21 protein-coding genes, 1 other RNA gene and 2 pseudogenes are annotated in these 23,372 nt (G+C 60.6%); 13 read left to right on the forward strand and 11 right to left on the reverse strand.

Annotated elements, in window-relative coordinates:
* Nucleotides 1-11: 11 nt before the first annotated feature.
* From DKB71_RS09290 to fabF, 3 genes are all read left to right on the forward strand, one after another.
* Nucleotides 12-338 (forward strand): ComEA family DNA-binding protein, encoded by a 327-nt coding sequence (locus tag DKB71_RS09290; RefSeq protein ID WP_408600143.1) that lies wholly within the window; start codon nucleotides 12-14, stop codon nucleotides 336-338.
* Nucleotides 339-544: 206 nt separating this feature from the next.
* Nucleotides 545-1,339 carry an SDR family NAD(P)-dependent oxidoreductase gene (locus tag DKB71_RS09295; protein WP_408600145.1) on the forward strand — a complete coding sequence of 265 codons (795 nt, stop codon included), beginning with the start codon at nucleotides 545-547 and terminating at the stop codon, nucleotides 1,337-1,339.
* Between the two features lie 31 nt (nucleotides 1,340-1,370).
* Nucleotides 1,371-2,645, forward strand: coding sequence for a beta-ketoacyl-ACP synthase II (gene fabF, locus DKB71_RS09300; protein WP_408600146.1), 1,275 nt, complete (start codon nucleotides 1,371-1,373; stop codon nucleotides 2,643-2,645).
* On the opposite strand, the gene DKB71_RS09305 is transcribed toward fabF, so the two are convergent.
* Entirely contained in the window at nucleotides 2,626-3,198 is a 573-nt protein-coding gene (locus tag DKB71_RS09305) for a TetR/AcrR family transcriptional regulator (protein ID WP_408600147.1), read from the reverse strand. The two genes, fabF and DKB71_RS09305, sit on opposite strands and share 20 nt — an antisense overlap.
* 174 nt (nucleotides 3,199-3,372) lie before the next feature.
* Between DKB71_RS09305 and DKB71_RS09310 the strand changes: the two are divergent.
* The 4 genes and pseudogenes from DKB71_RS09310 to DKB71_RS09325 all read left to right on the forward strand — a co-directional run.
* Nucleotides 3,373-3,477: pseudogene (locus DKB71_RS09310) on the forward strand (GntR family transcriptional regulator); the annotation flags it as partial.
* Nucleotides 3,476-3,915: pseudogene (locus DKB71_RS09315) on the forward strand (urea carboxylase-associated family protein); the annotation flags it as partial. The pseudogenes DKB71_RS09310 and DKB71_RS09315, both read left to right, overlap by 2 nt.
* A 287-nt stretch (nucleotides 3,916-4,202) precedes the next feature.
* Nucleotides 4,203-4,299, forward strand: an RNA gene (gene ffs, locus DKB71_RS09320) — signal recognition particle sRNA small type.
* A 164-nt stretch (nucleotides 4,300-4,463) separates the two neighbouring features.
* Nucleotides 4,464-5,483 (forward strand): IS30 family transposase, encoded by a 1,020-nt coding sequence (locus tag DKB71_RS09325; protein ID WP_203482864.1) that lies wholly within the window; start codon nucleotides 4,464-4,466, stop codon nucleotides 5,481-5,483.
* A 596-nt stretch (nucleotides 5,484-6,079) separates the two neighbouring features.
* Here the strand turns inward: DKB71_RS09325 and DKB71_RS09330 are convergent.
* Nucleotides 6,080-6,412, reverse strand: coding sequence for a YceK/YidQ family lipoprotein (locus DKB71_RS09330; protein ID WP_408600148.1), 333 nt, complete (start codon nucleotides 6,410-6,412; stop codon nucleotides 6,080-6,082).
* A gap of 806 nt (nucleotides 6,413-7,218) precedes the next feature.
* Nucleotides 7,219-7,533, reverse strand: a complete 315-nt coding sequence (locus tag DKB71_RS09335; protein WP_046819450.1) for a helix-turn-helix domain-containing protein — start codon at nucleotides 7,531-7,533, stop codon at nucleotides 7,219-7,221.
* Between the two features lie 272 nt (nucleotides 7,534-7,805).
* On the opposite strand from DKB71_RS09335, the gene DKB71_RS09340 reads away from it, so the two are divergent.
* A complete protein-coding gene (locus DKB71_RS09340; RefSeq protein ID WP_408600149.1) occupies nucleotides 7,806-9,536 on the forward strand; it encodes a putative bifunctional diguanylate cyclase/phosphodiesterase in 1,731 nt (576 codons plus the stop codon).
* Here DKB71_RS09340 and DKB71_RS09345 read toward each other — a convergent pair.
* Nucleotides 9,503-10,255: a substrate-binding periplasmic protein gene (locus DKB71_RS09345; RefSeq protein WP_408600150.1), complete on the reverse strand. Its 753-nt coding sequence runs from the start codon at nucleotides 10,253-10,255 to the stop codon at nucleotides 9,503-9,505. The two genes, DKB71_RS09340 and DKB71_RS09345, sit on opposite strands and share 34 nt — an antisense overlap.
* Before the next feature lie 123 nt (nucleotides 10,256-10,378).
* Between DKB71_RS09345 and dnaX the strand changes: the two genes are divergently transcribed.
* The 5 genes from dnaX (at nucleotide 10,379) to DKB71_RS09370 (ending at nucleotide 16,156) form a co-directional block, all read left to right on the forward strand.
* Nucleotides 10,379-12,436 carry a DNA polymerase III subunit gamma/tau gene (gene dnaX, locus DKB71_RS09350; protein WP_408600151.1) on the forward strand — a complete coding sequence of 686 codons (2,058 nt, stop codon included), beginning with the start codon at nucleotides 10,379-10,381 and terminating at the stop codon, nucleotides 12,434-12,436.
* Nucleotides 12,437-12,503: 67 nt separating this feature from the next.
* A complete protein-coding gene (locus DKB71_RS09355) occupies nucleotides 12,504-12,842 on the forward strand; it encodes a YbaB/EbfC family nucleoid-associated protein (protein WP_007933349.1) in 339 nt (112 codons plus the stop codon).
* Nucleotides 12,843-13,111: 269 nt separating this feature from the next.
* Nucleotides 13,112-14,149, forward strand: a complete 1,038-nt coding sequence (locus DKB71_RS09360; protein ID WP_408600152.1) for an NADP-dependent oxidoreductase — start codon at nucleotides 13,112-13,114, stop codon at nucleotides 14,147-14,149.
* 62 nt (nucleotides 14,150-14,211) lie between these two features.
* Nucleotides 14,212-14,814 (forward strand): recombination mediator RecR, encoded by a 603-nt coding sequence (recR, locus tag DKB71_RS09365; protein WP_408600153.1) that lies wholly within the window; start codon nucleotides 14,212-14,214, stop codon nucleotides 14,812-14,814.
* Nucleotides 14,815-15,007: 193 nt separating this feature from the next.
* The gene (locus DKB71_RS09370; protein ID WP_408600154.1) at nucleotides 15,008-16,156 is read left to right on the forward strand and encodes an acyl-CoA dehydrogenase family protein; all 1,149 of its coding nucleotides are present in this window, start codon (nucleotides 15,008-15,010) and stop codon (nucleotides 16,154-16,156) included.
* A gap of 146 nt (nucleotides 16,157-16,302) precedes the next feature.
* On the opposite strand, the gene DKB71_RS09375 is transcribed toward DKB71_RS09370, so the two are convergent.
* The 7 genes from DKB71_RS09375 to DKB71_RS09405 all read right to left on the reverse strand — a co-directional run bounded on the left by DKB71_RS09375 (nucleotide 16,303) and on the right by DKB71_RS09405 (nucleotide 23,361).
* The gene (locus tag DKB71_RS09375; RefSeq protein WP_046819458.1) at nucleotides 16,303-16,851 is read right to left on the reverse strand and encodes an adenine phosphoribosyltransferase; all 549 of its coding nucleotides are present in this window, start codon (nucleotides 16,849-16,851) and stop codon (nucleotides 16,303-16,305) included.
* Nucleotides 16,852-16,928: 77 nt separating this feature from the next.
* Nucleotides 16,929-17,663: a fumarate/nitrate reduction transcriptional regulator Fnr gene (gene fnr, locus DKB71_RS09380; protein ID WP_274077968.1), complete on the reverse strand. Its 735-nt coding sequence runs from the start codon at nucleotides 17,661-17,663 to the stop codon at nucleotides 16,929-16,931.
* 93 nt (nucleotides 17,664-17,756) lie between these two features.
* Nucleotides 17,757-19,139 (reverse strand): oxygen-independent coproporphyrinogen III oxidase, encoded by a 1,383-nt coding sequence (hemN, locus tag DKB71_RS09385; RefSeq protein WP_408601068.1) that lies wholly within the window; start codon nucleotides 19,137-19,139, stop codon nucleotides 17,757-17,759.
* Between the two features lie 176 nt (nucleotides 19,140-19,315).
* Nucleotides 19,316-19,999 (reverse strand): sulfite exporter TauE/SafE family protein, encoded by a 684-nt coding sequence (locus tag DKB71_RS09390; protein ID WP_323627768.1) that lies wholly within the window; start codon nucleotides 19,997-19,999, stop codon nucleotides 19,316-19,318.
* Entirely contained in the window at nucleotides 19,992-20,210 is a 219-nt protein-coding gene (ccoS, locus tag DKB71_RS09395; RefSeq protein ID WP_008057874.1) for a cbb3-type cytochrome oxidase assembly protein CcoS, read from the reverse strand. The genes DKB71_RS09390 and ccoS overlap by 8 nt, the downstream gene beginning before the upstream one ends.
* A 22-nt stretch (nucleotides 20,211-20,232) precedes the next feature.
* Entirely contained in the window at nucleotides 20,233-22,683 is a 2,451-nt protein-coding gene (locus tag DKB71_RS09400) for a heavy metal translocating P-type ATPase (protein WP_408600156.1), read from the reverse strand.
* Nucleotides 22,684-22,821: 138 nt separating this feature from the next.
* On the reverse strand, nucleotides 22,822-23,361 hold the full coding sequence (locus DKB71_RS09405; protein WP_408600157.1) for a FixH family protein: 540 nt from the start codon (nucleotides 23,359-23,361) through the stop codon (nucleotides 22,822-22,824).
* Between the last annotated feature and the right edge of the window lie 11 nt (nucleotides 23,362-23,372).

The following is a 23,372-nucleotide window of genomic DNA, read 5'->3' on the forward strand; positions in this document are numbered from 1 at the left end:
GAGCGTCATTTATGCGTACAGGCTACTTCTATTCCCTGGTTTTTGCCCTGCTCACCAGTGCCTCTGTCACCGCTAATGCAGCGTCTGCGGCGAGGCCGGAGGCTCCGGTGGCGATGGAGTCTTCGGCGAGTGTGCAGCTGGTCAAAGTTGACCTCAACAAGGCCGATGCGCCGACCTTGCAGCGTGAGTTGTCCGGTGTGGGGGAGGCCAAGGCTTTGGCGATTGTTGCGTATCGTGAAAGTAATGGTCCGTTTGCATCCGTCGACGAGTTGCTCGAAGTCAAGGGTATCGGCAAGGCCCTTCTGGATAAAAATCGCGAGAAGCTTCAGGTGAACTAAGCTTGTCACTCAGCCTTGGAGGCCGGTCATTGACCGGCCTTTTTGCTTTCTGGCGATTGCTGCAAGGTTTTGCCTTTCGTCAGCGTTTAAAAAATTACGGCTATCATACTGCAAATAAATTATGCCTATAATAAATAGGCTTTCCGCCCAGGCGCGCTGAGATCTGGCGCCTGTACATTCCTCTGGCATCTCCCAGGAGCAACCTCATGACTTCCCTTCAGTCCCAAGGCACCGCCCTCGTCACCGGCGCCTCTTCCGGTATCGGCGCTATCTACGCGCAGCGCCTGGCGGCGCGTGGTTTTGATTTGTTGTTGGTCGCCCGTGATCAGGAGCGGCTTGAAGCGGCGGCGAGTGCGTTGCGCGATGCCCATGGTGTGCAGGTCGAGGTGCTCAAGGCGGATTTGACGCAGAAGGATGACGTGCTGAAGCTTGAGCAGCGTCTGCGCAGTGATTCGAGTATCAGCCTGTTGTTGAACAATGCGGGGGTGGCGGCGGATGGGTTGTTGGCCAATGCCGATCTGGACCAGCTGGAGCGCATGATTCAATTAAATGTCACGGCGGTCACGCGTTTGGCGTCGGCTGCGGCGGCGGGTTTTGCCAAGGCGGGGCGGGGCACGATCATCAACATTGCATCGGTGGTGGCGTTGTTTCCTGAGCGTTTCAATGCGACGTACAGCGCGAGCAAGGCTTATGTGCTGAGTCTGACCCAGTCGTTGAACGCAGAGCTCGACGGCACCGGCGTCAAGGTCCAGGCTGTATTGCCAGGGGTGACGCGTACCGAGATCTGGGAGCGTTCGGGTATCGATGCTTCGCAGATTCCGGCGGAGATGGTCATGGAGGCGGGCGAGATGGTCGATGCAGCCCTGGCGGGTCTGGATCAGAGTGAGTTGGTGACCATTCCGTCCTTGCCGGATGCTGGCGACTGGGATGCATTTGTGGCGGCGCGTCTCGTCATGGCGCCTAACCTTTCCAAAAGCAAGGCTGCCGCGCGTTACAAATGACGCGGGCGAACCTGTATGAGGTGGTTGTGGTATGAGTGATCGTCGAGTGGTAGTGACAGGCATGGGGCTGGTGTCGCCGCTGGGTAGCGGTGTCGAAGCGGTCTGGGCGCGGTTGTTGGCCGGACGTTCGGGGTTGCGCACTTTGCCTGGCGAGGTGGTGGCCGATCTGCCGACCAGTGTCGGTGGGGCCGTGCCGACCCTGGCGGAGGATCCGGAGGCGGGTTTTGACCCGGATCGGGCAACACCGCCCAAGGAACAGAAGAAGATGGACCGGTTCATTCTGTTTGCCATGGAGGCGGCGCGCCAGGCCATCGAACAGTCGGGTTGGCAGGCGCAAACAGGCGAGGCCCAGGAACGCACGGCAACCATCATCGGTTCCGGTGTCGGTGGTTTCGGGGCGATTGCCGATGCGGTGCGCACCACGGACAGCCGTGGGCCGCGACGTTTGTCGCCGTTTACCATTCCTTCGTTTCTGGTCAACCTGGCGGCGGGTCATGTGTCGATCCAGCATGGGTTCAAGGGCCCGCTCGGCGCGCCTGTCACGGCTTGTGCGGCCGGAGTCCAGGCGATTGGCGATGCGGTGCGGTTGATACGTTGCGGTGAGGCGGATGTTGCCGTGTGTGGCGGCGCGGAGGCGGCGATCGATCGGGTCAGCCTGGCAGGCTTTGCGGCGGCGCGTGCTTTGTCCAGCGCGTTCAACGACACCCCGGAGCGCGCCTCGCGACCGTTCGATCGGGATCGCGATGGCTTTGTCATGGGCGAGGGGTCTGGCCTTCTGGTAGTCGAATCCCTGGAACATGCCTTGGCCCGGGGGGCTCAACCCCTGGCAGAAGTGGTCGGTTATGGCACCAGTGCTGACGCCTATCACCTGACCGCGGGGCCTGAGGATGGCAGTGGCGCACGCCGGGCGATGTCACTGGCATTGGCACAGGCGGGAATTTTGCCTGAGCAGGTTCAGCACCTGAATGCGCACGCGACCTCGACGCCGGTAGGCGACTTGGGAGAGTTGGCAGCCATCAAGTCATTGTTCGGTTCGAACAACGGCATTGCAGTGACATCGACGAAATCGGCCACCGGGCATTTACTCGGTGCCGCCGGCGGGATCGAAGCCATTTTCACGCTGCTGGCGATCCGCGATCAGATCGTGCCGGCGACCCTCAATCTCGATAACCCGGATCCGGCTTCCGAGGGCGTGGACATTGTCCATGGCCAGGCTCGGCCGATGGCGATCGAGTACGCGCTGTCCAACGGCTTCGGCTTTGGCGGGGTCAACGCCAGCGTGCTGTTCAAACGCTGGGCTGGCTAGTGCCGGATCGATTGAGATAGCTACGAGTCACCTCGAGGATCTCGGCGGCCAGCTCGGGATTCTCGACGCTGCGCGAAAGCAGCAGCGCACCGATCAACGTGGACATGATGACGATGCTGCGGTGCTCGGTGTTTTCGCCTTCCAGCGTACTTTCAATCTGGCGTAGTCGTGCATGGAGTACCACGTCTGAAGTGGGGCTCGGCTGGCCGCGCATGCCGAGTTCCGAAGACATGGTCGGCAGCGGGCAGCCTTCGTGGGGCGAGGACTGGTGCCATTCAGAGAGGTAGGCGTTGATGAACGCCTCCAAGGGCCGGTCCTGGGCGAACAGCTCGGCGCACCGGACGTCCACTTCATCCCCGGCAGCCTGTAGCGCTTTTTCCACCAGCTCGTCCTTGGATTTGAAGTGTGAATAAAAGCCACCGTGGGTCAAGCCCAGCGCTTTCATCAGGGGCTGCAGGCCGGTCGCGCCGATGCCGTCGCGGCGAAAGCGAACGGAAGCTTCCTTGATGATGCGTTTGTGGGTCTGGGCTTTATGGTCCTGCGAGTAACGCATCTGATATCTCCACATCAATGCGCCATATTAACCAATGAAAATTGGATGGTGACTGTACTTCTATTTCTAAAAAGCATGCAGATGCGTCGAACTTGATTGAAACGCCAATGGAATATGGCACGAATAGTGACTACTTATTATTTACCCATTGTTGAACAATCCGAGGTATCGAGTATGAGCAGCGGGCTTTCACTGGCCGTTCTCATCACCCTGGAGTTGAGCGCCGATATCATCGGTGGGCGTTTGCTGCCCGGCATGGCCTTGGGGGAAAGCGATCTGCGACCCGTACGTGAACAAGATGCTCACCGGCGAAGATTTCCATCCTCACTGTCATTCCAACCTGACCCGCGCGGTACTGCCCCACCGCCTGAGCGAATTCGACGTGCATGACGTGCTGAACATCTTCCAGTGCACGGGGCTGAACCACGACGACATATATTTTATGAAAGCCTGTCCGGCGCAGAAGGGCGATTACCTAGAGTTTTTTGCCGAGATCGATTTGCTCTGTGCATTGTCGACCTGTCCGGGGGGGGGGCGATCTGTCGCTGGCCATGTGGGGGGCCGGATGCGCAGGACCCGCTAAGCGTGTGCCGCCCGTTGGGGGTGGAGGTCTACCGACTGGATGATGCGTTGCTCGAAGGTTGGAGCCAGCCGGAGCATGCGGCGTACAAAGGGGCGCATGGGTTTCACATTGCCAAGGCCGATTGGGAAATGTAGGCGCTCGCTTGCCGGCGAATAACTTCAGAGCGCCGCGATGAACCAGCAACACGCGTTATCGTTGGGGACTATCGCTGCGATGCGGCGTCCCGACCAAGCCAGCTTCTACAGGGTAATGCGTACGGATCCCGATCAGGCCGGCCAGTCAATCCACCACAAGATTTTCAAGGCCATTGCATGTCCTTGAACCAGCTCATATTTTTTAATCTGTTCGAACGGTTGTAACTTCGTCTCAGATAGGTACAATGGCGCGGCTCGCCGTCAGGTGAGCGTCGTTATGGTGACCCCATCGGTCCCCCCGCAACGATCAGCCGTGAACCCGGTCAGGCCTGGAAGGGAGCAGCCGCAGCGGTGACATTGTGTGCCGGGGTGTGGCTGGTGGGGTCGCCACCTATCTCTAAGTCCTTGAATTATCAAGGATTTTTCAGTAAAAAATTCGAAGTGCGACAGCGTTTAAGTACACCTAAGTGGTGCACTGCGCTGGGCATCCCACCAATCGAATTGGCGGTCTCAAGGAACAAGTGCAACACCTGATGTAAGGTGTTGCCATGTCTACCCAATACAAACATTTGAGTACCGAGGAGCGCGTCACCATTATGGTGATGCTATTTCAACGACAGACGCTGCGGGCTATTGCCGCTTTGCTAGGCCGTCACCCCAGCACCATTAGTCGTGAGATCAAACGCACCCCCCAGCAGCCTCACTATGACGCCATACAAGCTACCAGCAGGGCTCAACAGCTTCGACATGTGCCTCGCCGTCAGCGGCGTTTATCTCCAGACTCAGAGCTATTTCAAGTGGTCGTCGAAATGCTCCGCATCGGCTGGTCACCGCAACAAATTGCCCGCAGACTACGCAGTATCTGGCCCGGCCAACCCGAGCGACATGTGAGCCACGAAACGATCTACCTCGCTATCTATGCCTACCCACGCGGAGAACTGAAGCGTCAGCTGATCAGTTATTTGCGGCAGGCTGATGGCAAACGTCACAAGCGAACCCAGAGCAATGTGCGTCGAGAACGCTACCCTGCGCAGCTGAGTATTCACCTACGACCACCAGAAGTTGCAGACCGTCTGGTTCCAGGGCATTGGGAGAGTGATCTGATCATGGGCGCCAATAATCGCTCTGCGGTTGCCACAATGGTCGAACGCACGAGCCGTTATGTGATTCTCGCCAAACTCGAAGGGCCTACCGCTGAGGCTGCGGCGGAAGCCATTGTGAGGGAAATGTCGCGGATGGCGCCATCGCTACTAAAAACCATGACGCATGATCAAGGCAGCGAAATGGCCCGTCATGCCGAAATCACTGCGCGCACGGGGATGAAGATTTATTTCGCCGATCCACACTCGCCTTGGCAGCGTGGTAGCAATGAAAATACGAACGGTTTGTTACGTCAGTACCTCCCAAAAGGCACAGATCTCTCTCTGGTGACGCAGGCACGACTGGACGAAATCGCTGATTTGCTCAACACCCGACCCCGTCAGACACTGGGCTGGAAATTTCCGGTTGAGGTGCTGGTGGATCATCTTCAGTTTTCCGCGACCAACAAGCTTGAAACGATAAACTGACCGGTAAGAGCAAGCCCCGTCCCCGTCAAGCTACCTGGTGGATGCATCTAATGGGCGTTTCTATCGTGTCATTCCAGGCCGTCACATCGGCGATGGAGGGGGGGGTATGTATAGCCATTGTTTAAGCGATGAAGGGGGGGTTGTGTATAGCCATTGTTTAAGCGATGAAGGGAGGGTTGTGTATAGCCACTGCTGCGGCGACCAAGGGGTTTGATCATGGCTAAGCCCTTGGCAGTGGAAATTGTGCTTAGTCAGGTAGGCTAGGTTCGTTCAGACGCCAAGTGGTAACGATGTTTCGGAGACGGGATTGCATTCAGTTTCGTGATTAGCATGCTCAGAAAAATTAACTGACTGTTGCACTTGTTCCTTGAGACCGCCAAGCTCAGAAAAATTAACTGACTGTTGCACTTGCTCCTTGAGACCGCCGTTTTGCATTTTACACGATGTCCGCGAAGTGCGGGCTTTTTCGCTTTTGGAGTACCCTATGCCCATTACGCATTACGCATTACCCAGAAGCTGCTGCAGATCCTCCCGGACGCCGGCAAACAAGCCGGCGTTTTTGTATCTGTGCATGCCAGAGGTGGACAGCAATGGTGTCACTCGAAACGCGCTTTCGGAATATCTCCGTGTCTGTTCTGCAAGTAAATTGTGTATGGCAGAACTACGGTGTCAGCGACCCCAGACAACGCCATATCTAAAACGATCAATGACGCCGCAGGATGCCCATCAAAGCCCACAGAGCGGCGGGGCTCTGCATCCAAGGTACAGTAATTAAGTGCGGCTCCGCTGTAGATTCGTGGAATGGAGTCGCAATGGGAGTGCCATCGGGCGAGCTTGTTGCTCGAGATCATGTCTTCTCTGAAGACAGTGTTGATCGTCCCACAACCTGTTAATACGATCGATCCCAATAGAATACTCACGAATTTCATTTTTGCGCTTCCTTGCTTAGGTTGGTGGTGATTTTTTAGAAACATCGAGACATTCTGTCTGAGTTACTACCGATAAACCGCCGGAGAGCAGTAGATGAGGACTGCATCCTATAAGGGTCAGCTCTACAGGTAAATATCCATGACTTGATTCGTTATATCAGTAGGCCACATCAGTGAATGCAGCCTCGGTTGTAGACACTGGCAGGGTCTTCTCCTGGCTCTGTGTCGGTCGTAAGCCACACTTTGAAATCCGCTTCAACCTTTCAGAATCGGCACCTGCCCAGGATCGAGTATCGCCATTGAATTCATGACGAAATATCAACGAGGTATATGGCAGAACGGCAGATTCCCGCTTGAGCAAGCCCGCTACCTTGTCCCACTTCGCTTGATTCCGGCCCTTGCCCCATGGCTTTCAATCCGGCTCTGCCGCACGCCTGTTCTGCAGGCCTTCCCGATTTCGCTGTACCCGCTTCTCTTGATCAACGCGGGCATTCTCGCCTAAATGGGTGTCCGGTTTCATTAGACCACTACACGCAGACCTCGGCCGTTTTCCGGTCGTGTATCTGGAAGAGAAGAGCAGCCATTGGCGCCAGCCAATACTTGCAGCGGTGAAATTGTGTGCCGGGGTGTGGCTGGTGGGGTTACCACCTTAACGAACCGCGAGACCCTCTCTCGCGTGATCTGCCAGGAACCATTTTTCCTGTGCTGCCATGGCATCTGTCCATAGCGGTTTCTTGTCGTCCGCGATTTACCGGCGACATGAAAAAGGAGCGCGACACGTCGGTCTCCTTTGTTCTTTTCTGGCTCTAAGGCTTGGACAAGGCCTGGTCAACCGCTGCAATCAGCTTTCCCAGATCCTTTGGGGGGGCTTTATGTATGACATCGAACAGATACGCCCGCTGTTCGTCTTCATCGCCAAGGTCGGCGAAAAAGGCTTTCAGCTTCACCCCCAGCACATTGGCAAACATGAACAGTGCATCCACGCTGGGGGTATAGGTGCCGGTTTCGAAGCGGCTGATGGTTTTGGGGTCAAAACCGGTTTTTTCGCCTAGTTCAGCCTGAGTAAGCCCCGCGACCTTGCGGTACCGCCGGATGGCTGGACCCAAACTTGAAATGTGCATCGCTCAATTCCCATTTAGAATCAAGAACTTAACGATAGATTTTCGCATTAGACAACTGCATGATCCATCACCTTGCTTTTCAAAATGTGATGTATTTCGTAGAATTGCCGCGCTAATGCGACATTGAATGAGCTTGTTTCAGATTATGGAACGATGTGAAAAAGCCATCAGTGCGCGTTCACGCAAGGCGGCGAGAGCTCTTGCACAATATTACCAGCATCGGTGTTGCTGCCTTGAACGGGTTCCACCGCCAGCGACAGCGAGCCTGACTCATGGATGAGAAGTACCGCAGGGCGGTGGATGCCGCCGCGATTTTTTCCGAGACCGATCTGAGCGGCCGGATCACCCACGTCAATGACCAGTTTTGCGCAGTGTCCGGCTATAGGCGTGAAGAATTGCTTGGCCAAAACCATCGCATGCTCAATTCCGGTATGCACGCCACTGAATTTTTCGTCGAGATGTGGCGCACCATCGCCCTGGGTCAGATCTGGAAGGGCGAGATCTGCAATCGCGCCAAGGATGGCAGCCTGTATTGGGTCGACAGCACCATGGTGCCGGTGATCGATAGCGCCACCGGGCGGGTCGAGAGGTATCTGTCGATTCGGTTCGACATCAGTGAAAAACGGCAACTCCTGCATTCCCTGCAATGGCGGGTCGGCCATGACGTGCTGACCGGGCTGCCCAATCGTGCGTTTCTTTCGGATCTGCTCGATCAGGCGCTGGAGTTCTCCCGGCAGGAGAACATTGCGCTGGCGGTGTGCATGCTCGATCTCGACGGCTTCAAGGCGGTCAACGATGGCTACGGACATGCCAGTGGCGATCTGTTGCTGGTGGAGGTGGCCAAGCGCCTGCGCAATATTGTGCGTGGCGAGGATGTAGTCGCGCGGCTGGCCGGCGACGAGTTCGTCCTGGTGTTGCGGTACGTACACGATCTGCCGCAACTGCGGGCGGCACTGAGCCGGGTGCTGGGAGCCATATCGGTACCGTATTCGCTGCATGGCAAGGACATCCATGTGTTTGCCAGCATTGGCGTCACGCTCTTTCCTGACGATAACGAAGATGCCGGGACCCTGTTGCGGCATGCCGACCAGGCCATGTATGTGGCCAAGCAGAGCGGTCGCAAGCGCTTTCATATATTCGACGTGACCCGCGACCGTGAGGTCAAGGCCACTCACGAGACGGTCGAGCGGGTACGCCAGGCGCTGGTGGACGGCGAACTGCGCCTGCATTTCCAGCCCAAGGTCAACATGCGCCGTGGCCGGGTCGTCGGCTTCGAGGCATTGCTGCGCTGGGAGCATCCGCAAAACGGCCTGGTGCGCGCATGGGATTTTCTACCCCAGGTGGAAGAGACAGACTTGATCATCGATATCGGTGAATGGGTCATCGATCAGGTGTTGGCCCAGTTGGATCGATGGCGACAGGATGGGCATGACTGGCCGGTGAGCATCAATATTGCGGCGCGGCATTTTCAGCGGGCGGATTTCGTGGAACGGCTCCAGAACCTGTTGGCGCGGCACGATCGGGTCGCGCCGCAGCGCCTTGACCTGGAGATCGTCGAGTCGGTCGCAGTCGAGAACATCCAGCATGTCAGTGCGTGCCTGCAGGCCTGCCAGGCGCTGGGGGTGCAGTTTTCCCTGGGGGATTTCGGCACCGGCTACTCATCCCTGAGTTACCTCAAGCGCCTGCGCACCCAGACCATCAAGATCGACAAGTCCTTTGTGCGCGACATTGTTCACGACGGTGATGACCTGGCCTTGACCACGGCCGTGATCGGCCTGGCCCGGGCATTTGGTCGCCAGGTGGTCGCAGAGGGGGTGGAAAGTATCGAGCACGGTGAGCTGCTGTTGAATCTTGGCTGCGAAGTGGCCCAGGGGGATTTCATTGCGCAGCCGATGCCGGCCGTCGATGTGCCGGGCTGGGTCGCCGGTTTTGTCGCGCCAGCGCAATGGCGGGTGGCGCAGGCAACCGGTCACGGCCTGTCTTCAGCCTTGCCGCCAATGTAGAGCCGAATGATGTCATCGATCTCCCCAGACATCTTCATCCGCAGCAGGGTGCGCAGAATGCGCTGGACCGGCACCTTGGGATCATTGCGCACATAGCAGCCGACGTTTTGTTCCTGCAGCAGCGCCACCCTTTGCAGTTGCTGCTGGGGGAGCAATCGCTGGTTGAACCAGTCCAGGGTCCATTGATTGCTGACCGCATAACGGTTGCGCCCGGCATGCAGCTTCTCCAGCACTTGTTCCTGGTTGCGTGCATCGTCGCGCTGCAGTCGGTTGACGTCGAACAGCGGTTGCAGGGCCGGGTAGCTGTAACCGAGTACCGTGCCGATCGATTGATGGGTCAGGTGAGTCGGATTCACTGACGTCGGAGCGCCGGACTGGCTGATCAGCAAGTCGGGTTGCGTCCAGAGCGGAATGCTCCAGATATAGTCGCCGGACTGGTTTGGCGTCCAGGACTGCGCGGCGTAGCAGCGAATGTCCACCTCGCCGTGTTCCATGGCGCTCTGCACCCGACCGCGGGGCAATACGTGAAACTGCGCCGGTACGCCGACCTGGGTGGCGAGGCTGAGCATCACGTCATACAGGATGCCCTGGGTCGGCCGCCCTCGTTCGAGTTGCACCATCGGCATGGCCCAACTGTCAGGTATCACGAAGCGCAACGGCGCGTCAGCGGCCGCCCCGTCCAGGCTGATCAACAGCAGTGCCCCCAAGCCCAGCCGCATAAACGCTCCGATAAATCCTTCCAAAGTGCAGCTTAGCCAGATTAGACGAGCGCACCGGATGCAATTTGTGCCTTGCTCCGCTAGCATTAGCCGCTTCTGCTTCCTTCGCTGCGACGGTTTTCGATGAGTTATCAGGTTCTTGCACGTAAATGGCGTCCGCGCTCGTTCCGCGAAATGGTCGGCCAGACCCATGTGCTCAAGGCTCTGATCAATGCCTTGGACAGCCAGCGGCTGCACCACGCGTACCTGTTTACCGGTACGCGCGGGGTCGGCAAGACCACCATTGCGCGGATCATCGCCAAATGCCTGAACTGTGAAACAGGTATCACTTCAACGCCTTGTGGCGAGTGTTCGGTGTGCCGCGAGATCGATGAAGGGCGCTTCGTCGACCTGATCGAGATCGACGCCGCCAGCCGCACCAAGGTCGAAGACACCCGCGAGCTGCTCGACAACGTGCAGTACGCCCCCAGCCGCGGGCGCTTCAAGGTCTACCTGATCGACGAAGTGCACATGCTTTCCAGCCATTCTTTCAATGCGCTGTTGAAAACCCTCGAAGAGCCGCCGCCCTACGTCAAGTTCATCCTGGCCACCACCGACCCGCAGAAACTTCCTGCAACGATTCTTTCCCGTTGCCTGCAGTTCTCCCTGAAGAACATGACCCCGGAGCGGGTCGTCGAGCATTTGAGCCATGTGCTGAGCGTCGAGAACGTACCGTTCGAAGACGACGCGCTGTGGTTGCTCGGCCGCGCCGCCGACGGTTCGATGCGCGATGCCATGAGCCTCACCGACCAGGCGATCGCCTTCGGTGAAGGCAAGGTCATGGCCGCTGACGTGCGGGCGATGCTCGGCACCCTCGATCACGGCCAGGTCTATGACGTGTTGCATGCGTTGATCGAAGGCGACGCCAAGGCCTTGCTCGAAGCGGTCCGCCACCTGGCTGAACAGGGCCCGGACTGGAACGGCGTGCTCTCGGAAATCCTCAATGTGCTGCACCGTGTCGCCATTGCCCAGGCCTTGCCTGAAGGCGTCGACAACGGTCACGGCGACCGCGACCGGGTGCTGGCCCTGGCCCAGGCCTTGCCGGCCGAAGACGTGCAGTTCTATTACCAGATGGGCTTGATCGGCCGCCGCGACCTGCCGCTGGCGCCAGACCCCCGTGGCGGCTTTGAAATGGTGCTGTTGCGCATGCTCGCGTTCCGCCCCGCCGATACTGCGGACGCGCCGAGGCAACCGCTAAAGACAGTGGGGATCAGCCAGGCCACGGTTGATTCCGCCAAATCAGTGGCTGCCACGCCGGTCGTTGCGCCTGTAACCGCTGCACCCGTTGCGGCCGTGGCTGCGGCACCTGTGCCGGTTACTCCCGTTGTAGTACCTGAGCCGGTGCCTGAGCCGGTGGTCGAGGCGGTCGTGGTCGAAGAAGTGGTCGACCTGCCGTGGAATGATCCAGTCGAGCCTGCAGTGGTTCAGCAGCCGGCCGTCGAGCCGGTGCTGGAAACCGCCAGCGAGCAGCCCGAGTTGCCGCCGATGCCGCTGCCGACGCCGGACAGCGTGGTGCCGGACGCGCCGGAGTGGGCTGCCGCGCCCATTCCAGAGCCGTCGGTGGCCGAAGTCGATGCCGCCACGCCGGGCATGGACCTGGATGACGAGCCGCCGCTGGACGAAGATTACATCGAGCCAGACATGGACTCGGCCTACAGCTACCTCGACGAGTTGGCCAGCGAGCACGCCGCCGAGCCGGCCGCAGAACCCGAGCCTGAGCCCGCTGCGGCGCCTGCCACCGGCCTGGCCCTGCAATGGCTGGAGCTGTTCCCGAACCTGCCGATCTCCGGCATGACCGGCAGCATCGCCGCCAACTGCACGCTGATCGCCGTCGATGGCGACAATTGGTTGCTGCACCTGGACCCGGCCCACAGCGCCTTGTTCAACGCCACGCAACAGCGGCGCCTCAATGAAGCGTTGAACCAGTATCACGGGCGCACCCTGACCCTGACCATGGAGCTGATCAAGCCCGAGCAGGAAACCCCGGCCCAGGCGGCGTCCCGTCGGCGTGCCGACCGTCAGCGCGAGGCCGAGGAGTCGATCCATGGTGATCCGTTCATCCAGCAAATGATGCAGCAGTTCGGTGCGGTCATCCGTAACGATACTATTGAACCTGTCGAGGCCGTGGTCAGTCAGGGCTAATAACTGAAGGCGCTCGCCCGAGCGGGCCGGGCGCCGTTTTAATCCAAGTACTTTTGAGGTGATTCCCATGATGAAAGGTGGCATGGCCGGCCTGATGAAGCAGGCACAGCAGATGCAGGAAAAAATGGCCAAGATGCAGGAAGAGCTGGCCAACGCCGAAGTCACCGGTAAAGCCGGTGGCGACATGGTCACCGTGGTGATGACCGGTCGTCACGACGTCAAGCGCGTGACCATCGACCCAAGCCTGGTCGAAGGCCTGAGCGAAGATGACAAGGAAATGCTGGAAGCGGTGTTCGCTGCGGCCGTCAACGACGCCGTGCGCAAGATCGAAGCCAACAGCCAGGACAAAATGGGCAGCATGACCGCTGGCATGCAACTGCCACCGGGCATGAAACTGCCATTCTGATTCGCCTTCAGGCCTCAGATGAGTTACAAAAAATGCCAGGCATAGCGCCTGGCATTTTTGTTTCTGGCAGGAAGAAGTGCTGTGACTGCCAGGCCCTCTTCGCGAGCAAGCCCGCTCCCACATTAGATCTGCGGCGTGCACAAAATCAATGTGGGAGCGGGCTTGCTCGCGAAGGGGGCAACGCGGTCCAACTGAATAAACATCGAACGCCATACCGCCACAAAGGTCTGCTCCCTATACCCCCGAATTCATCGAAAGGAGACGCTGCCATGTCCGACCCCATGACCCTCAACCAACGAATCGTCCTGGCTTCACGCCCGGTCGGCGCGCCAACACCGGAAAACTTCCGCATGGAGCGCGTCGCGCTCCCCGATCTGGAAGAGGGTCAGGTGCTGCTCAAGACCCTTTATCTGTCGCTGGATCCCTACATGCGTGGGCGCATGAGTGATGCGCCGTCCTACGCCGCGCCGGTGGAAATCGGCGAGGTGATGACCGGCGGCGCGGTCAGCCGGGTCGAGCGTTCGCGCCATCCCAAGTTTCATGAAGGGGATCTGGTGGTGGGCGCCACGGGGTGGCAGAGCCACAGCATCAACGACGGTCGAAGCATCATCCCGGTACCGTCGGGGCTGCCCAGCCCGTCCATGGCCCTGGGTGTGCTGGGCATGCCGGGCATGACTGCCTACATGGGCTTGATGGACATCGGCCAGCCAAAGGAAGGCGAGACCCTGGTGGTCGCGGCGGCATCCGGCGCCGTCGGTTCGGTGGTAGGTCAGGTAGCCAAGATCAAGGGCCTGCGTGTGGTCGGCGTAGCCGGTGGCGCGGACAAGTGCCGTTACGTGGTCGAGGAGCTGGGCTTCGATGCCTGCGTCGACCACAAGAGCCCGGACTTCGTCGACGAGCTGGCGCAGGCGTGCCCCAAGGGCATCGATATTTATTACGAGAACGTCGGTGGCAAGGTGTTCGACGCTGTGGTGCCGTTGCTCAACCCCAAGGCGCGGATTCCGCTCTGTGGCCTGATTGCGTCCTATAACGCCAGCGAAGCACCCAGCGGTCCCGATCGGCTGCCGATGTTGCAGCGCACACTGCTGACCAAGCGCGTACGGATCCAGGGCTTCATCGTGTTCGACGACTACGGCGATCGCCAGCCGGAATTCATCAGCGCGATGGCGTCGTGGGTGCGCGATGGCAAGGTGAAGTTCCGCGAAGACGTGGTCGATGGCCTGGAGAATGCGCCTGATGCGTTCATCGGCCTGCTCGAAGGCCGCAACTTCGGCAAGTTGGTGGTACGGGTGGCGCCAGCGCAATAATTGACGCTCAACGGAGGCGCGGGTATAAACCGCGTCTCGTTGTTTTCGTCGGACTTTTCCCCATGAGCTTCAGCCCTTTGATTCGCCAACTGATCGACGCCCTGCGAATTTTGCCAGGTGTGGGTCAGAAAACCGCCCAGCGCATGGCGTTGCAGTTGCTCGAGCGTGATCGCAGTGGTGGCTCGCGCCTGGCACTGGCCCTGAGCCAGGCCATGGACGGGGTCGGTCACTGCCGTCTGTGCCGCACCCTGACCGAAGACGACCTCTGTCCGCAATGCGCCGATACCCGGCGCGACGACACCTTGCTCTGCGTGGTGGAAGGGCCGATGGACGTCTACGCCGTGGAGCAGACCGGTTTCCGTGGCCGCTACTTCGTGCTCAAGGGCCACCTGTCGCCGCTTGACGGGCTGGGCCCGGAGGCGATCGGCATTCCGCAGTTGATGGCGCGGATCGAGGAGGCGGGCACGTTCGCTGAAGTCATCCTCGCCACCAACCCGACGGTGGAAGGTGAAGCCACCGCGCACTACATCGCCCAATTGCTCAGCAGCAAAGGCCTGATCGCTTCGCGCATCGCCCATGGCGTGCCCTTGGGTGGCGAGCTGGAGTTGGTGGATGGCGGGACGCTGGCGCATTCGTTTGCGGGGCGTAAGCCGATTTCCCTCTAAGTTGTGTGGTGTTTTTACTGACGCCTTCGCGAGCAAGCCCGCTCCCACATGGTATTAGCGGTGCATACAGAACCCCTGTAGGAGCCGGCTTGCTGGCGATGCAGGCGCCTCGGTCTCGCTGATTCACACAATCCTGTTGAAAACCAAGCAAGCGCTCGGTTAACTTCCCTGAACCCTTCAGTGGAGTTCGCCGATGTCTGCCTTCGAGGAATACTTCGACCCCAGCCACCAAATGGTCCGCGACAGCGTAAGACGCTTCGTCGAGCGCGAGATTCTGCCGGACATCGACCGGTGGGAAGAAGCCGAAAGCTTTCCCCGAGAGCTTTACCTGAAGGCCGGCGCCGCGGGCATTCTCGGCATCGGTTATCCACAGAGGCTGGGTGGCAGCCACGAGGGCGATGTGTTTGCCAAGATCGCCGCCAGCGAAGAACTGATGCGCTGTGGCTCCGGGGGCCTGGTGGCAGGGCTGGGGTCGCTGGACATCGGCTTGCCGCCGATTCTCAAGTGGGCCAGGCCGCAAATCCGTGACCGGGTCGTGCCACAGGTGCTGTCCGGCGAGAAAATCAGCGCCCTGGCCGTCACCGAACCCGGCGGCGGGTCCGACGTCGCCAACCTGCAAACCCGCGCCGTGCGTGAGGGCGACTTCTACCGGGTCAGCGGTAGTAAAACCTTCATCACCAGCGGTGTGCGCGCGGATTTCTACACCGTCGCGGTGCGCACCGGCGAGCCGGGTTTTTCCGGCATCAGCCTGTTGTTGATCGAGAAGGGCACTCCGGGTTTCACCGTCGGACGGCCATTGAAGAAAATGGGCTGGTGGGCGTCGGACACGGCCGAACTGTTCTTCGATGATTGCCAGGTGCCCGTAGGCAATCTGATCGGCAGCGAAAACATGGGTTTTGCCTGCATCATGGGCAATTTCCAGAACGAACGCCTGGCCTTGGCCTTGATGGCCAACATGACCGCGCAGCTGGCCCTGGAGGAGAGCCTCAAGTGGGCGCGCGAGCGTGAAGCCTTTGGCAAGCCGATCGGCAAGTTCCAGGTGATCAAGCATCGCCTGGCGGAAATGGCCACGGCGCTCGAAGTCTCAAGGGAATTCACCTACCGGCAGGCGGCGAAGATGGCGGCGGGCAAGAGCGTGATCAAGGAGATTTCCATGGCCAAGAATTTTGCCACGGACACTGCAGACCGGATCACCCACGATGCCGTGCAGATCCTCGGTGGCCTGGGTTACATGCGCGAGAGCCTGGTGGAGCGGTTGTACCGGGATAACCGGATTCTTTCGATTGGCGGGGGGACGCGGGAAGTGATGAACGAGATCATCAGCAAGCAGATTGGGTTGTGACAAGTTTTAGGTTGATGTTGTAGCGGCTGACGCTTTCGCGAGCAAGCTCGCTCCCACAGTTGATTTGCGTCGTGCACAACATTTCTGTACACCAGGATTCCCTGTGGGACCGGGCTTGCTCGCGAAGAGGCCCTTTCAGGCGCTACTTACTTATCGGTAAGAGCAAACTGCGTCAGGCAAAACGTCGGAATCCCCATGTCTTCCAGGCGCTGCGACCCACCCAGCTCCGGCAAATCAATGATCGCCGCCGCTTCATGAACCCGCGCACCCATGCGCCGAACCAGGTTCGCCGCTGCAATCAGGGTGCCGCCGGTGGCGATCAGGTCGTCGAACATCACCACCGAATCGCCTTCGCACAGGCTGTCGGCGTGCACTTCAAGAAACGCTTCGCCGTACTCCGTCGCATAACCTTCGGCCAGGACGTCGGCCGGCAACTTGCCTTGCTTGCGAAACAGCACCAGCGGCTTGTTCAGCTGATACGCCAGCACCGAACCGATCAGGAAACCCCGGGCATCCATGGCGCCAATGTGGGTGAAATCCGCCTCGACATAGCGGTGGGCGAAACTGTCCATCACCAGGCGCAGGGCCGTGGGCGACTGGAAGAGCGGGGTGATGTCGCGAAAGATCACGCCGGGCTTGGGAAAGTCGATCACGGGGCGGATGAGGGATTTGATGTCGAAGGAGTCGAAGACCATCGAAGATGTCCTGGCAGGCTGCAAACGACACAGTATAACGGCGGCTGAACCGTTTCGCTCAGCCGCGATCGGCCGAATCAGCCTTCGAGGGAGCCACCGGCCAGGGCGCACAGCTGGATCGGGTCAAGGATGCGGATTTCCTTGCCTTCGGCGGCGATCAGTTCGTTCTGCTGGAAGCGCGTGAACACCCGCGACACGGTCTCCACCGCCAGGCCCAGGTAGTTGCCGATTTCATTGCGCGACATGCTCAGGCGGAACTGATTGGCCGAGAAGCCCCGGGCGCGGAAGCGGGCGGACAGATTGACCAGGAAGGTGGCGATGCGCTCATCGGCGGTCTTTTTCGACAACAACAGCATCATCTGCTGATCGTCGCGAATCTCGCGGCTCATCACGCGCATCAGCTGACGACGCAACTGCGGCAGTTGCAGGGCCAGTTCGTCGAGACGTTCGAAGGGGATTTCACACACCGAGGTGGTTTCCAGCGCCTGTGCCGACACCGGATGCTTTTCGGTGTCCATGCCCGATAGCCCGACCAGTTCGCTCGGCAAGTGGAAGCCGGTGAGCTGTTCTTCGCCGCCATCGCTCAGGTTGAAGGTCTTCAGGGCGCCGGAGCGCACGGCGTAGACCGAGTCGAACCGGTCGCCCTGGCGGAACAGAAACTCGCCCTTTTTCAGCGGGCGTCCCCGTTTGACGATTTCGTCCAGCGCATCCATATCTTCCAGATTCAGAGAAAGTGGCAAACACAGCGGGGCCAGGCTGCAATCCTTGCAATGTGCCTGGGTGTGAGCGCGCAATTTTACTGGCTCGGACATTTCTTCAATCCTTGTGGGAAAACACACATAAGCTGTAAGGGTAACCCACTGTAGGACATTGAGGCCAGCACGCGGCGGATTTGTCGCAGGGATCTAGATCACCCGGGAAAACCTTTGGTGACTGTGTTGCGCAAGGTAGGCATCGAACACCATGCACACCGAGCGCACCATCAAGCGACCTGCCGGCAACACCGTGATGCGTTCGCTATCGAACTCAATCAGGCCATCCTTGGCCATGCACTGCAATTGCGGCCAAAGTTCGGCGAAATAACCTTGAAAATCGATATTGAAGGCCTGTTCGATCTGGGCGAATTCCAGGCTGAAATTGCAGATCAGCTGCTGGATCACCGCGCGGCGCAAACGGTCATCGGCGTTGCACAGCAGGCCACGGCTGGTGGCCAGCTGTGACGAGGCCAGGGCGTTCTGGTATTGGTTCAGGTCGCTGCTGTTCTGGCAGTACAGGTCGCCGATCTGGCTGATCGCCGACACGCCCAGGCCAATCAAGTCGCAATGCCCGTGGGTGGTGTAGCCCTGGAAGTTGCGTTGCAGGGTCCCTTCCTCCTGGGCAATCGCCAGTTCATCGTCGGGCAGCGCGAAGTGGTCCATGCCGATGTAGCGGTAGCCGGCGGCGGTCAGTTGCTCGATGGTGCCCTGAAGCATTTGCAGTTTTTGCGCGGGTGTCGGCAGCTCGTTGCTGTTGATCCGCCGTTGCGGCATGAAGCGTTCCGGCAGGTGTGCGTAGTTGAACACCGAGAGCCGGTCCGGTTGCAGGCTGATGACTTCGTCGACGGTGCGCGCAAAGTTCTCCGGGGTCTGCTTGGGCAGCCCGTAGATCAGGTCGATGTTGATCGAGCGAAACTGCAGGGTGCGGGCGGCGTCGATCACTGCGCGGGTTTCCTCCAGGCTCTGCAGGCGGTTGACCGCGCGCTGCACGGCCGGGTCAAGGTCTTGCAGGCCGATGCTGACCCGATTGAAACCCAGTTCGCGCAACAGTCCCATGGTCGACCAGTCGGCTTCGCGGGGGTCGATTTCGATGCCGTAGTCGCCGGAATCATCGTCCAGCAGATTGAAGTGTTTGCGCAGGTGGGCCATCAACTGGCGCAGCTCGTCGTGGCTGAGGAAGGTCGGTGTACCGCCGCCAAAGTGCAGCTGCTCGACTTTTTGTGTCGGGTCGAGGTGGCAGGCGATCAACTGGATCTCCTGTTCCAGGCGCTGCAGGTAAGGCAGCGCGCGGCCGCGATCCTTGGTGATGACCTTATTGCACGCGCAGTAATAGCAGATGTTCGCGCAGAACGGCACGTGCACGTACAGCGACAACGGACGCGCGGCCTTGCGGCTGTCGCGCAGGGCATGCAGCAGGTCGAACGGGCTGATCTGGCTGTGGAATTGCACGGCGGTCGGGTAGGAGGTGTAGCGCGGTCCCGCCATGTCATAACGGCGGATCAGATCGGTGTCCCAACGAATGGCGTCGAGCATCATGCGGGCATTCCCCCGGATAGGCTGGCAGTGTCAGCCACTTTATGCGAGGGCGGGGTGGGGCATCTTGATTTGCATCAAGGAGGATCAAGATCAAAAGATCGCAGCCTTCGGCAGCTCCTACAGGTGTAATGCCATCCCATGTAGGAGCTGCCGCAGGCTGCGATCTTATGCTTTTAATGCCCCATGAGCCAATGCTGATGCGGCCCCGGCAAGGTCCAGATCCCAAACAACATCACCAACAACCCGCCCGCCATGCGCACGCTGCGTTTACGCAACAACGCCGTCACCCGTTCAGCCGCCAGCCCCGTAGCGAGCAAAACAGGCCAGGTCCCCAGCCCGAACGCCAACATCAACAACGCACTGTCCAGCGCATTGCCCTGGCTGGCCGACCACAGCAAGGTGCTGTAGACCAGGCCGCACGGCAGCCAGCCCCAGAGCGTGCCCAACAGCAGCGCGCGGGGCAGGCTCGACACCGGCAGCAGGCGGTTGGCCACCGGCTGGATATGCCGCCACAGGCCGCGACCGACACTTTCGATGCGCGTCAGCCCGCTCCACCAGCCGGCCAGGTACAAGCCCATGGCGATCAGCAGCAGGCCGGCGAGCACACGCATGAACATCGCCGCGGGACTGTTGGCCACCGCCCAGCCGGCCAGGCCGATCAACAGGCCGGCGGCGGCGTAGCTGAGGATGCGCCCCAGGTTGTAGGCCAGCAGCAGGCGAAAGCGGCGGCTGCGTTGCTCCTTGGGGATAGCCAGCGTCAATGCGCCCATCAAGCCGCCGCACATGCCCAGGCAATGCCCGCCACCGAGCAGGCCGAGGATGAGCGCCGATACCAGCAGCGGCGCCAATTCAAGCATGGGGCGGCGCCTTGTCGTCGGGTTTCGGCGGGTGGCCGCTGGCCTCGTCGACCGCCGCGGTGTGGTTCGGGTCCTGGTCGTCGAACAGGATGCTGTGGGCCGGGCCGTCGAGGTCGTCGTACTGACCGCTGTCGACCGCCCAGAAGAAGATGTAGACGGCGATGGCCACGATCAACAGCGCGGCCGGAATCATCACGTAGAGAGCTGGCATCTGGACTCCATGCCCGCGCGGCTCAGGCCGGCAGCGGGCGGGTTGCTGGCGTGGTGCGGGCAGTCGGCGCGCTCGGCAGGCGAGTCAGGCGCAGGGCGTTGAGCACCACGGTCAACGAACTGATCGACATGCCGACCGCGGCCCACACAGGCGTGATCCAGCCGAGGGCGGCGAACGGCAACATGAGGCCATTGTACAGCCCCGCCCACAGCAAGTTCTCGATGATCACCCGACGGGTGCGCCGTGCCAGGCTGAAGGCTTGCACCAGGGCATCGAGACGGTTGGACAGGAGCACGGCGTCGGCGCTGGTTTTGGCCAGGTCCGTGGCTGAGCCCATGGCCACGCTGATATCGGCGGCGGCCAAGACGGGAACATCGTTGACCCCGTCACCGAGCATCAGCACCTTGCGGCCTTCCTTGTGCAGTTGTTGCAGGACCTGCAGTTTATCGTCCGGGCGCAGGCCCCCACGGGCCTCGTCGATACCCAGCTCGGCCGCGACACTGGCGACCATCGGCGAGCTGTCGCCGGACAGCAACAGGGTGCGCCAGCCGCGTGCCTTGCAGGCGGCGAGCAGGGCAGGGGCATCGGCGCGCAGACGGTCGTCGAGCACCAGCCACGCCAGCGGCCCCTGGCTATCGCCGAGCAGCAGCCATTGGCCGGCTTCGTCCGGAATGGCCGGCACGGCAGCGCCGCTGAGTGCGCAGACAAAACCGGGCTGGCCGATGCGCAAGCGTTGCGCGCCGACCTGCCCTTCGAGGCCAAGCCCCGGCGTGCTGTGAACGTCCTCGGCGGCCAGCGGCGCGCGACCAAAAGCGCGGGCAATCGGGTGTTCGGAACGGTTCTCCAGGGCCGCGGCGAGACTCAGGCACTGGTCGCTGTCGAGAGTGCCGAGGGGGCGGATCGAGCGCAGCGCCAGGCGACCTTCGGTGAGGGTGCCGGTCTTGTCGAAAATCACCGTGTCGATCTGGTTCAATCCTTCCAGCACATGGCCGCGGGTCAACAACAAACCCAGCTTGTGCAAGGTGCCGGTGGCAGCGGTGAGGGCGGTGGGCGTGGCCAGGGACAGCGCGCAGGGGCAGGTCGCGACCAGCATCGCCAGCACGATCCAGAACGCCCGCGAAGGGTCCAGCTCCCACCACAGCAGGCCGATGGCGGCGGCGGCGATCAACGACAGCAGCAGGAACCATTGCGCGGCACGATCGGCGATTTCCGCCAGGCGCGGTTTTTCCGCCTGGGCGCGGTCGAGCAGGCGCACGATGGCCGAGAGGCGGGTGTCCTGACCCAGGGCCAGGACTTCGACGGTCAACGGGCCTTCCACATTCAGTGTACCGGCGGTGACGGCGTCGCCCGGGGTGCGTGGCTGCGGAAGGTATTCGCCAGTCAGCAGCGACTCGTCGATGCTTGACTGGCCGTCGAGGATCTTGCCGTCGGCCGGCAGGATCGCCCCCGGATGCACCAGCACCTGATCGCCGACCCGCAGTTCGCTGAGCAGGATGCGCTCGCTCTGGCCGTCGCCACCCAGGCGCAGGCATGAAGCGGGCAATAGATTGACCAGTTGCGCGGTGGCGGCGGCGGTGCGTTCCCGGGCGCGCCGTTCCAGGTAGCGCCCGGCCAGCAGAAACAGCGCAAACATGCCGACGGCATCGAAATACAGCTCGCCGACCCCGGTGATGGAGGTCCAGATTCCGGCGATGTAGGCGCTACCAATGGCCAGCGACACCGAAACGTCCATGGTCAGGTGCCGGGTGCGCAGGTCGCGCATGGCGCCCTTGAAGAATGGCGCACAGCTGTAGAACACGATCGGCGTGGTCAGGAACAGCGCGACCCAGCGCAGGATGGTGTGCAGCTCGGGGCTGAGGTCGATGTTGAATTCCGGCCAGGTGGCCATGGTCGCCATCATCGCCTGGAACCACAGCAACCCGGCCACGCCGAGCTGGCGCAGGGCCAGGCGGTTTTCGCTGGCCAGTTGTTCGCTGGCGCGGTCGGCCTGGTAGGGGTGGGCGGCGTAGCCGATGTGGCGCAGCTCGGCGAGCACCCGGCTCAGCGGCAATTGCGCGTCGGCCCAGCGCACGTGCAGGCGATGGTTGGACAGGTTCAGGCGTGCTTCGGCAACCGCCGGCAAGGTGCGCAGGTGTTTCTCGATCAGCCAGCCGCAGGCGGCGCAACTGATGCCTTCGATCAGCAGGGTGGTTTCGGCCAGTTCGCCTTCGTGGCGAACGAAGGGTTGCTGCACGTCGGCGCGGTCGTACAGCGCCAGTTCATCGACCAATTGCACCGGCAGTGCTTCGGGGTTGGCCGAGGCTTCGCTGCGATGCTGGTAATAGCTCTCCAACCCGCCGGCGACAATGGCCTCGGCCACGGCCTGGCAGCCCGGGCAGCAGAATTCGCGGGACTCCCCGAGCACGGCGGCGGTGAAGCGGCTGCCGGCCGGGACGGGCAGGGCGCAGTGGTAGCAGGGGGTTGGGGTGGTCATTCAAAATTGTCCGGGGAGGGCGCTATCCCTGTAGGAGCTGACGAGTGAAACGAGGCTGCGATCTTTTGATCTTAACAAGCAAGATCAAAAGATCGCAGCCTGCGGCAGCTCCTACATTGAAGCGCGAAGCGCAGCTTTCTATTTCTTCAGGTCTTCCGCGCCTTGCAGCGGCTCGTCACCCAGCAGCAGCTCTTTGTCGTGGTTGACCAGTTCTTCCTCGAACATGCGCCAGATGTGGTCATCCTGGCTGCCGAGCAATTCGATGAAGCGGCGGCCTTCGATCTTGTCGCTCAGCTGGCCGATGTAGCGGCCCGTTTCAGTGTCGCTGCGGGTGAGGGTGATCTTGCGGTCCTTCTCCGGTTGCGTCGGCGAGATCAGGTTCAGCTCAAGCGTCGCCGGCTGGCTGTTGCCGCTCAGGCGCAGGTCGACTTCACCGGTCACGTCATCCAGGCGAATGCTGGCGCGCATCAACAGGGTCTGCGCCAGCAGTTCACGGTCGAGCGAACGGTTGATGCCTTTGCCAGCCTCGTAGTAGTTGTCGTTGACCAGGTTGTCCGGGTTTTTCACCGCGATGGTCACCATGGACAAGGTCAGGGTCACCGAGCAGGCCAGGATCCCGATGATGATCCACGGCCAAAGGTGCTTGTACCAGGGACTTGCGGCAGTTGCTGAGGGCATGATCACTTCTC

Origin of the sequence: Pseudomonas sp. PLMAX, from assembly GCF_046042685.1 — a bacterium.
GTDB classification, from domain to species: domain Bacteria; phylum Pseudomonadota; class Gammaproteobacteria; order Pseudomonadales; family Pseudomonadaceae; genus Aquipseudomonas; species Aquipseudomonas putida_AE.

Coding starts and splice junctions, on each gene's coding strand:
- hemN (WP_408601068.1), bottom strand. CDS start 19,139: ATGCTCGACGCCATTCGTTGGGACACCGATCTGATCCGCCGTTATGAC.
- ccoS (WP_008057874.1), bottom strand. CDS start 20,210: ATGCCAGCTCTCTACGTGATGATTCCGGCCGCGCTGTTGATCGTGGCC.
- DKB71_RS09390 (WP_323627768.1), bottom strand. CDS start 19,999: ATGCTTGAATTGGCGCCGCTGCTGGTATCGGCGCTCATCCTCGGCCTG.
- fabF (WP_408600146.1), top strand. CDS start 1,371: ATGAGTGATCGTCGAGTGGTAGTGACAGGCATGGGGCTGGTGTCGCCG.
- DKB71_RS09295 (WP_408600145.1), top strand. CDS start 545: ATGACTTCCCTTCAGTCCCAAGGCACCGCCCTCGTCACCGGCGCCTCT.
- DKB71_RS09360 (WP_408600152.1), top strand. CDS start 13,112: ATGTCCGACCCCATGACCCTCAACCAACGAATCGTCCTGGCTTCACGC.
- DKB71_RS09335 (WP_046819450.1), bottom strand. CDS start 7,533: ATGCACATTTCAAGTTTGGGTCCAGCCATCCGGCGGTACCGCAAGGTC.
- DKB71_RS09400 (WP_408600156.1), bottom strand. CDS start 22,683: ATGACCACCCCAACCCCCTGCTACCACTGCGCCCTGCCCGTCCCGGCC.
- DKB71_RS09375 (WP_046819458.1), bottom strand. CDS start 16,851: ATGGTCTTCGACTCCTTCGACATCAAATCCCTCATCCGCCCCGTGATC.
- DKB71_RS09405 (WP_408600157.1), bottom strand. CDS start 23,361: ATGCCCTCAGCAACTGCCGCAAGTCCCTGGTACAAGCACCTTTGGCCG.
- DKB71_RS09330 (WP_408600148.1), bottom strand. CDS start 6,412: ATGAAATTCGTGAGTATTCTATTGGGATCGATCGTATTAACAGGTTGT.
- DKB71_RS09340 (WP_408600149.1), top strand. CDS start 7,806: ATGGATGAGAAGTACCGCAGGGCGGTGGATGCCGCCGCGATTTTTTCC.
- DKB71_RS09290 (WP_408600143.1), top strand. CDS start 12: ATGCGTACAGGCTACTTCTATTCCCTGGTTTTTGCCCTGCTCACCAGT.
- recR (WP_408600153.1), top strand. CDS start 14,212: ATGAGCTTCAGCCCTTTGATTCGCCAACTGATCGACGCCCTGCGAATT.
- DKB71_RS09370 (WP_408600154.1), top strand. CDS start 15,008: ATGTCTGCCTTCGAGGAATACTTCGACCCCAGCCACCAAATGGTCCGC.
- DKB71_RS09305 (WP_408600147.1), bottom strand. CDS start 3,198: ATGCGTTACTCGCAGGACCATAAAGCCCAGACCCACAAACGCATCATC.
- DKB71_RS09325 (WP_203482864.1), top strand. CDS start 4,464: ATGTCTACCCAATACAAACATTTGAGTACCGAGGAGCGCGTCACCATT.
- fnr (WP_274077968.1), bottom strand. CDS start 17,663: ATGTCCGAGCCAGTAAAATTGCGCGCTCACACCCAGGCACATTGCAAG.
- DKB71_RS09345 (WP_408600150.1), bottom strand. CDS start 10,255: ATGCGGCTGGGCTTGGGGGCACTGCTGTTGATCAGCCTGGACGGGGCG.
- dnaX (WP_408600151.1), top strand. CDS start 10,379: ATGAGTTATCAGGTTCTTGCACGTAAATGGCGTCCGCGCTCGTTCCGC.
- DKB71_RS09355 (WP_007933349.1), top strand. CDS start 12,504: ATGATGAAAGGTGGCATGGCCGGCCTGATGAAGCAGGCACAGCAGATG.